We start from the raw sequence: 7,907 nt of genomic DNA, 5'->3' as shown, positions 1-7,907 counted from the left end.
TTCGAGGACCAGCCGTTCGGCGAGGCGGTCAAACGGGCAACCGACCTGCTAGGTGGTCGCGGCTACCCCAACCCCGAGACGTTCGAGACGGCACTGGAACGTGGCCAGATAGACCCGGAGATACTCGAATCGGAACTTGCCGAGGCAGGCTACGAGGAGGAACCCCATACGCTGTTGGACCGCATTTCCGACGCGATCGACGTCGTGGAAGGTGTCACCGATACCGCCCCAAACCATGTTGACCAAGTGCTGACGAAGTGGCTATCGAACTTCCTCGACGAGGGGAGTGCCCACTGGTCGATGCCGAACCGCGAAGAAGGGTTCTACGCCGCTTTTCGTGGGGTGGTCGAATACGACGGCGAAATCCCAGACGAAGGGCTCATCACTGACCTTCCCGAGACGCCGATCGAGACGATCGAGACGGTGCTGGAGCCGTACCCGCAGAGCCAGTGGGTGTCTATCTTCGAGGAGCAACTAGCTGCCCTCCCGGGCTGGACGGGGTTGATCAAGCAGCGTGTCGATGACGGGAGAGAGTGGCAGTCGAAATACCCGATTTCGCTGGAGGAGTACCTCGCGGTGCGTCTGGCACTGTCGGATGCGATCGGTGTTGATCTCGAGCCCTCGAACGAGGGCACCGACACGGAGCCAGCCGACGAACTCGCTCAGGCGTTCCTGCGTGCGTGGGAAGCGACATACCGTGACGATCTCGTCGAGGCGATCGCCGAAGAGAGTGAGTCGATGGCCGATAGCGATCCGTCGAGCCGTCCAGACGCCCAGCTCGTCTTTTGTATCGACACTCGTTCGGAAGTCATTCGCCGTCACATCGAGGCGAGGGGTGATTATGAGACTCACGGGTACGCTGGCTTTTTCGGCATCCCGATCGAGTACCAGGGATACGACACCGATGTAGCGGTCGAGGCCTGCCCACCGATCCTCGAACCACAGCACTACATCCACGACTTTCCGACCGACAACGACACGCAGGCGAGCCACGACCGCTGGTGGGGCATCCGCGAGGCCGCAGATGAGATTATCAAGACGCTAGAGGCCAACGCCGCCACAGCCTACGGCTTCGTCGAAAACGCCGGCAGCGGCTACGGCCTCGCACTCGCGGCCCGCACGCTCGTTCCCGGGCGCGTCCACGACTTGTTAGACGCTGTTGAAGCGTCGGTACCCGACGAACACAAGTTCTGTGAGCCGCTGATCCACCACCAGCACACCTATGTCGGTGATCTCCCGGTGGGACTGACCCACGATGAAAAAGTCGAGTACGCCGCGACCGCCTTCGACCTGATGGGCTGGGAGGAGTTCGGCCGCCTCGTCGTCTTCGCCGGGCACGCCAGCGAGACGACTAACAACCCGTACGAGGCGAGCCTAGACTGTGGCGCCTGTGCTGGCAACCCCGGCGGCCCGAATGCCCGCGTACTTGCAGCAATCTGTAACGACGAGGATGTCAAGACGGCACTCCGCGACCGCGGCTTAGACATCCCCGAGGACACCGTCTTCGTCGCTGGCCAGCACAACACCACGACCGACGAGGTGGAACTGTACGATGACGACATCCCCGAAAGTCACGCGGGGGATCTCGACCGGTTGCGTGCAGACCTGGCTATCGCTCGCGAGAACGCGACAGCCGAGCGCGCCGAGTCGATGGGTGCCGACAGCTCGATGGGCGTCAGTGAGACGGAACGCCGTGCCGCCGACTGGGCCGAAACGCGTCCCGAGTGGGGACTGGCCGGCAACGCTGGCTTCGTCGTCGCCCCTCGCGAACTGACGAGCAACCTCAACCTCGACGGCCGGGCCTTCCTCCACTCCTACGACTGGTCGACCGACCCGGATGGTGACGCGCTCGAAGCGATCCTCACTGGCCCCATGGTCGTCACACAGTGGATCAATACTCAGTACTACTTTTCGACAGTCGACAACGCAGTCTATGGCAGCGGGTCGAAGGTGACTCAGAACCCTGTCGGCAACGTCGGTGTCTACCAGGGAACCGGCGGCGACTTGATGACCGGTCTCCCCCTCCAGTCGCTGATGGCCGCCGATGACAAACCGTATCACCAGCCGCTCCGCCTCTCGACGGTCGTCTATGCGCCGGTCGAGCGCGTCACCGGCATCTTGGCCGACCACGAGGAGTTGACCGGACTGCTGGACAACGACTGGCTCTCGCTGACGGTCGTCGACCCGACCCAGGACCACCGCACCTTCCACTACGAGGAGGATTTAGAGTGGATACCAATGTCCGAACAGACCGAAGCACACTTAGAGATACCGAACGCTTCCGCTGTCGCGGACGGTGGAACACAAATCTAGCAATAACCGGAACCCTATGCACAAGACAGCGATACCGACCAACTAGCGAACTGTGACTGAGATGGGCTTGGTAGCTTTCCGTGTTGGCCCTGTGTACGGTCAAGTCGACACGATCTCCTGGAAGAGTAGTGCGAATTACGTGTGAATGGCTCTGTTGAAATCCTCAGTGAGTTACACGTTCGCACGATAGTTATTAGATGCAGTCTCTCCCGAAGTCGCGGTTACTCCGGTTCGTTGAGCAGGCATTCCACTTGGCTCAACGAGCTGTCGCCCGCCACTCCTCAAAGTTTTCAAAACGACGCTACACACTCTACCAGCACATCGTTCTACTCTGTCTCAAAGTTCAGAAGAACACGACGTACCGGACGCTTCTCGACGAACTCATTGAGATGCCCCGCATTCGGAGAGCCATCAATCTGGACGAACTCCCTTCACCCTCAACGTTGTGCAAAGCGTTCAACCGGCTCGATATGGCAATCTGGCGTGTCCTGCTCAACCTCTCGGTCACACTCCTCCCGACCAACGGTGTCGTCGGGATTGATGCATCTGGATTCGACCGCAGTCACGCCTCGAAACACTACACGAAGCGCACGAAGCTGACAATTCAGCAGTTGAAAGTCACACTTCTCGTGGACACGAGAGCGAATGCTATCATCGATTCGCACGTAACAACGACACGAAAACACGACTCCCAGATCGCGCCGTCGCTCATCAAGCGCAATGCCGACGAAGTGAGCACTCTCCTCGGGAATAAGGGGTATGACGACCAGAAGATCCGCGCGTTACCCCGCGAAAAAGATGTTCGTCCGCTCATCAAGCACCGAGAATTTTCGTCGCTCCACAAGGCATGGAACGTTCGGCTGGAGACCGACCTCTACGGCCAACGGAGTCAGAATGAGACGGTGAATTCCCGTCTCAAACGGAAATATGGGGCATTCGTCCGCTCACGTCACTGGTGGAAGCAGTTCCGTGAACTCGTTATCGGCTGTCTCGCTCACAACATCGATAAGACACTCTGAACAGTGGATAGAGATGAACGATAGAGCGAACCGAGTTGTGATATCCCTGGTTCTCGTCAGAAGCGCCGTGACCGAGACAGAGCATGAGGTCAGCATGAAGAACAGTACGCGGTGATGATGTGTTCCTCTGCCCGCTGGAGGATTCGGCTAACGACGGATTTGTTCACGTCCAGTCGGTCAGCGAGATCGCTCAACGAACACCGGCGAGGTGAGTTATAATATCCGTGCTCGACTGCCAGTTCGACGACTTCCTGTTGCCGGTTAGTAAGTGCATCCCCCGCCCCATCTATGCCAGAAATCTGGACGAGGTGGTATTCTATCTCCCCAGCGTCCAGCTCATCGCGGAACGCCGAGAGTTGCTCCCGTGACGCCGTGATGTCGCCGACGAACCATCCGTTTTCCAGTCGTAGCGGAAACGAGGGAACGACCCCCGAATCCGCCATTGCTCCGTGCGGTGGAGGCGTTGACGTACTCACCTCGAAAAGAATCTTTTCGGCTGTCGAATGTCTGATTTCGACATCGGAGAGAGTGGGGATCGATGAAAGCGCCTCCTTGAGAGAGGGCAACCCGATAGTAGACGTTTCGACGAGCACCCTGAGTTTGCCATCAGTCGGCCATGCGCCCAGCACGTTGAACTCGGTTTTAGGATATTGCTCTGACAGGATAACGAGTGCTTCGTTAGACTTGATTTTCAGTGTTGCCTGTGGCATGGGTCCGGTTGCTATGGCTCAACTGTCCTCTAACTCTCCGCCCAACTGTTGGACGAGTCCGAGTTGATCGCTTTGCGTCCACGTCTCGATGAGCTTCCCGTCCTCGAAGCGATTGATCTCGATGGCTGTGAGTTCGACCTCCTGTCCGGTTGGTTCGACACCGAACATCGGCCCTCCCTCGTGGGTGCCTGTCATCGTCCATCGCAGTGCGACCATCTCGTCAGCCCCCAGTATATCCTCTTTCGTGACCGTCATGTCCGGAAAGATGTCTCGTGTTCCGCGTGCCAGTGCCCTGTACAGGGCGGGCCCCCGCATTTCGGCTGCCAGTTCCCGGTCGTGGATATGGTACTCTTCATGCACTAATTCGTTTGCTGTATCTGGGTTTGACCCGTTCCAAACATCTTCATACAGTCGGGTGAGTGTGTCTTCCGGTGTCTGCATATCACCTGTTACTCCTGCAGCCAGATTGGCAGTTGTGGTCAACATGTTGCCATCAGCGTGTTGGAGGTTCCCGGTGTGAATGGCATTATTCCGCACTCAAAATCTCCGACCGGCTCGTCTGATATGCTGGATAAGCGCTGTGTATGCAGGAGGATCGCATAATTATCTATCGGAATTGGTAGTTTCTCTATCAATCAGCTTGCACACCTACCTAATGGATATTCCAGCAGGAAAGATGTTAAGACAATAGGGTTTCAACAGATTCTCTCATTTTGATTTTCAGTTGACCCCTGTTCCGGCTGCATCTTCATCTCCATTGCCACCGGGTGCCGCGAAATCCACAGCATTCATTCCGCAATTCGTGTCGTATGCGGGCTCATACGGCGGTTCTTCAAGTCCTTTGTTTCCCCACATGAATTCCATTGGGCCAGTCGCGCTTACAGTAAGGCCACCGGCGGTCGAACTACCGACCCAAAGACAACCTGAAAGAGAAGCACCACCATATCTCGCTTGCACCTCGTAGTGAACCGTCTCAACCGACGGGCCGACGCAAACGCTAGATGGTATATATCCGGGGCGAATGGGACATCAGCATCCAGTAGTTTTGCTTAATCGTCGATATCGTGATGTACCTTGTTGACGTCGACGAGACGGAACCGAACGACCTCTTCGTCGGCATGACGGAGTATTTTTCGGAAAGTTACCTCCGCAACCGAGGGTACGAGGGCGGGGAGCATTCGTCCGGCTGGATGCAAGACAGCGTCTTCGAGCTGTTCGATCAGGAGGGGCGGCTATCCTGTTGGCGGATCTCGTCGGAGTGACCGGAGAACCCCTGTGACGACGGACGAGAACGATACGTCTGACTGCGTTAACCAACACTCAGGTTTGGCCGGGTCGTTCGTTAACCACGACCGTTCCGCACCAGCGGAGAGTCGGTCATCTGGTCGGTGAACGCGCCCTGTTTGATCTCGGTAGCGTTGACGGAACGCGGCAATATAGGATTCATATTGGGAATATATCATAAACGGAGATTTATAAGCAATACCCGGAATATTCTGTCACAGAATGGTCTGGCCTGACCGTAGGATCCAGTGCACACTCGGAAATATGGGTAGGCGTGGAACCACAGTTGTGTTCTGGATGTTTCTCACAGGTGGACGAGAATGACACTCCTCGATGTCAAAGACCTCGTGGTGCGGTACGATACGGGTGACGGACCAATCCACAGCGTCAACGGTGTCTCATTCACGATCGAGGACGGGGTCAATTACGCGCTCTCAGGGGAGTCAGCATCGGGCAAATCGACGACTGCAAAGGCGATTCTTGGCCTGTTACCGAACCATGCGGTGATAGAGTCGGGGACAATAGAATTCGAGGGCCAAGATTTACGGACGATGACGCCAGGGGAGCGACAAGACCTTCTCTGGGAGGAAATCGCCTTCATCCCACAGACTGCCATCGACGCGCTCGACCCGATGATGACCGTCGGTGGGCAGATACGACAGGCAGTTCAGATCCACAGGACGGTTTCCGAAGAGCGCGCCAGCCGACGCACTCGCGAGTTGTTCGAAACCGTCGGACTCAACCCTGGACGGACCGAGGACTATCCCCATCAGTTCTCGGACGGGATGCGCCAACGGGTTGTCATCGCGATGGCGCTCGCACTCGACCCGAAACTCATCATCGCTGACGAGCCGACAACGGGGCTAGACGTTGTCGTCCAGGACGAGATAATCGACAACATCCTCCAGATTCAGGAAGAAACCGACAGTTCGCTACTCTTGATCACCCATGACCTCAGTGTCATCGCGGAGACTTGCGACGAGATGTCGATGCTGTATGGTGGGACGGTCATGGAGCAGGGCCGCATCGACAACCTCCTTCTCAACCCGTCGAATCCGTACACGATGGGGCTCAGAAACGCGTATCCGGGTCTTGACGCTGAACACGATGGGGACCTCGTCTCGGTCCCGGGAGAGCCACCGAATCTGGATTCGAAACCGACCGGGTGTGTCTTCGAGCCGCGGTGTCCGTTCGCCACCGACACGTGTTCCGAGACAGTTCCGGACCTCGAGAAACTCCCGTACCGAAACCACTGGATCGCGTGTCATCACGTGGAACAATCGAATCGGATGCGGTCCGAGGCCGAGGATTCCTCGACGTGGGGTGGTGCCGTGGAAGGGTCACGCACACCGGACGGCGAAGTGTTACTCGAAGTCGAGGGGCTTCGCAAGTGGTACGAGCGCGAGGACTCGTTGCTGGGACGCCTACCGTTCGAGAGTATCGAACCCTCCATCACGGGACTCACGGGCAATATCCGCGAGTGGTACGACCGACGTGGCGAGGTGATCAAAGAGATGTTTGGGCAGGAGGAGTCCCACGTCCGCGCGGTCGACGGCGTCTCGTTGAGCGTCGCGCGCGGCGAAATACTCGGCATCGTCGGCGAGTCGGGGTGTGGCAAGTCGACGCTCGGAGAGACGCTTGCGCTCTTGGAGGAGCCCACGGTGGACCAGTTCATGTTCGACGGTCGCTCACACGACTACTACCAGGAGAACCTCCAGTCGTTCCGGCGGAAGTTACAGATAATTTTTCAGAATCCGTACGAATCACTGAATCCCCGGTTGACGGTCGAACAGCTCGTCAAAGAACCGCTGACTATCCACGAGTATCGACTCGACGAACGTGAGACGGTTGTCGAGGAGACACTCGAAAAGGTGGGACTGGCGCCGGCCGAACGGTATCTGGACATGTACCCGAACGAACTCTCGGGGGGCGAGCGCCAGCGCGTGGCAATTGCACAGGCATTGGTGCTCGAGCCCAAACTGCTCATCTGTGACGAACCCGCCTCGATGCTCGACGTCTCGCTGCAGGCAGAGGTGCTCAATCTCCTTCGTGGGCTAGCCAACACCGAGGGTATCGGTGTGCTGTACATCTCCCACGACCTCACCAGTCTCTCGAAGATCGCCGATCGCATGGCGATCATGTACCTCGGCAAGTTCGTCGAACGCGGACGAACAGAACGAATCGTGAGCGACCCACAACACCCCTACACAGAGGCCCTGCTCGAAGCGGTCCCGGAGACGGACCCGAAAGGGAACCGCGAGCGCATAACCCTCGACGGGAAGCCGGCGCTCCCCTCACGGGCGACCACTGGCTGTCGGTTCGCCCCGCGCTGTCCGAAGTCGACCGACCGCTGCTGGGATCAAGAGCTCGGTTTGACCGAGTGGACAGGTGATCATCACTCAGCAGCGTGTTTCCACCCGGCTAACGACGAGTCAGACGAACCGAACCGGGTCGACCAGGAAATCGGGAGCGATTGAGCTCCCCTCGGGTTTTTCTAGCAGACTACATGCCTGTCCGTATGGTCCAGCGTTCACTTCAGTACTGCCCGGGCGACGACCGCGAAATGCTAGAAAAGACCATC

6 protein-coding genes are annotated in these 7,907 nt (G+C 57.8%); 4 read left to right on the top strand and 2 right to left on the bottom strand.

Annotated elements, in window-relative coordinates; translation table 11 throughout:
- Positions 1-2,313: DUF2309 domain-containing protein (locus BG842_RS09035; protein WP_069450507.1), on the top strand; the 2,313-nt coding region annotated here is incomplete at its 5' end.
- A gap of 197 nt (positions 2,314-2,510) precedes the next feature.
- Positions 2,511-3,332 (top strand): IS5 family transposase, encoded by an 822-nt coding sequence (locus BG842_RS09030; RefSeq protein ID WP_069450506.1) that lies wholly within the window; start codon positions 2,511-2,513, stop codon positions 3,330-3,332.
- 89 nt (positions 3,333-3,421) lie between these two features.
- Here BG842_RS09030 and BG842_RS09025 read toward each other — a convergent pair whose 3' ends face one another.
- Positions 3,422-4,042 (bottom strand): helix-turn-helix domain-containing protein, encoded by a 621-nt coding sequence (locus BG842_RS09025; RefSeq protein ID WP_069450505.1) that lies wholly within the window; start codon positions 4,040-4,042, stop codon positions 3,422-3,424.
- An 18-nt stretch (positions 4,043-4,060) separates the two neighbouring features.
- A complete protein-coding gene (locus BG842_RS09020) occupies positions 4,061-4,483 on the bottom strand; it encodes an ester cyclase (RefSeq protein WP_069450508.1) in 423 nt (140 codons plus the stop codon).
- A 626-nt stretch (positions 4,484-5,109) separates the two neighbouring features.
- Between BG842_RS09020 and BG842_RS33045 the strand changes: the two genes are divergently transcribed.
- Positions 5,110-5,304: a hypothetical protein gene (locus BG842_RS33045; protein WP_069450504.1), complete on the top strand. Its 195-nt coding sequence runs from the start codon at positions 5,110-5,112 to the stop codon at positions 5,302-5,304.
- 342 nt (positions 5,305-5,646) lie between these two features.
- Entirely contained in the window at positions 5,647-7,803 is a 2,157-nt protein-coding gene (locus BG842_RS09010; RefSeq protein WP_069450503.1) for an ABC transporter ATP-binding protein, read from the top strand.
- Positions 7,804-7,907 lie beyond the last annotated feature (104 nt).

It is taken from the genome of Haladaptatus sp. W1 (assembly GCF_001723155.1).
GTDB lineage: Archaea > Halobacteriota > Halobacteria > Halobacteriales > Haladaptataceae > Haladaptatus > Haladaptatus paucihalophilus.
The sequence above is the reverse complement of the archived record's forward strand: the minus strand, read 5'-3'. Positions and strand labels throughout refer to the sequence as shown.

What these genes read in the sequence shown, in the direction of transcription:
- BG842_RS09030 (WP_069450506.1), top strand. Translation starts at nt 2,511, where the DNA reads ATGCAGTCTCTCCCGAAGTCGCGGTTACTCCGGTTCGTTGAGCAGGCA.
- BG842_RS09025 (WP_069450505.1), bottom strand. Translation starts at nt 4,042, where the DNA reads ATGCCACAGGCAACACTGAAAATCAAGTCTAACGAAGCACTCGTTATC.
- BG842_RS09020 (WP_069450508.1), bottom strand. Translation starts at nt 4,483, where the DNA reads ATGCAGACACCGGAAGACACACTCACCCGACTGTATGAAGATGTTTGG.
- BG842_RS33045 (WP_069450504.1), top strand. Translation starts at nt 5,110, where the DNA reads ATGTACCTTGTTGACGTCGACGAGACGGAACCGAACGACCTCTTCGTC.
- BG842_RS09010 (WP_069450503.1), top strand. Translation starts at nt 5,647, where the DNA reads ATGACACTCCTCGATGTCAAAGACCTCGTGGTGCGGTACGATACGGGT.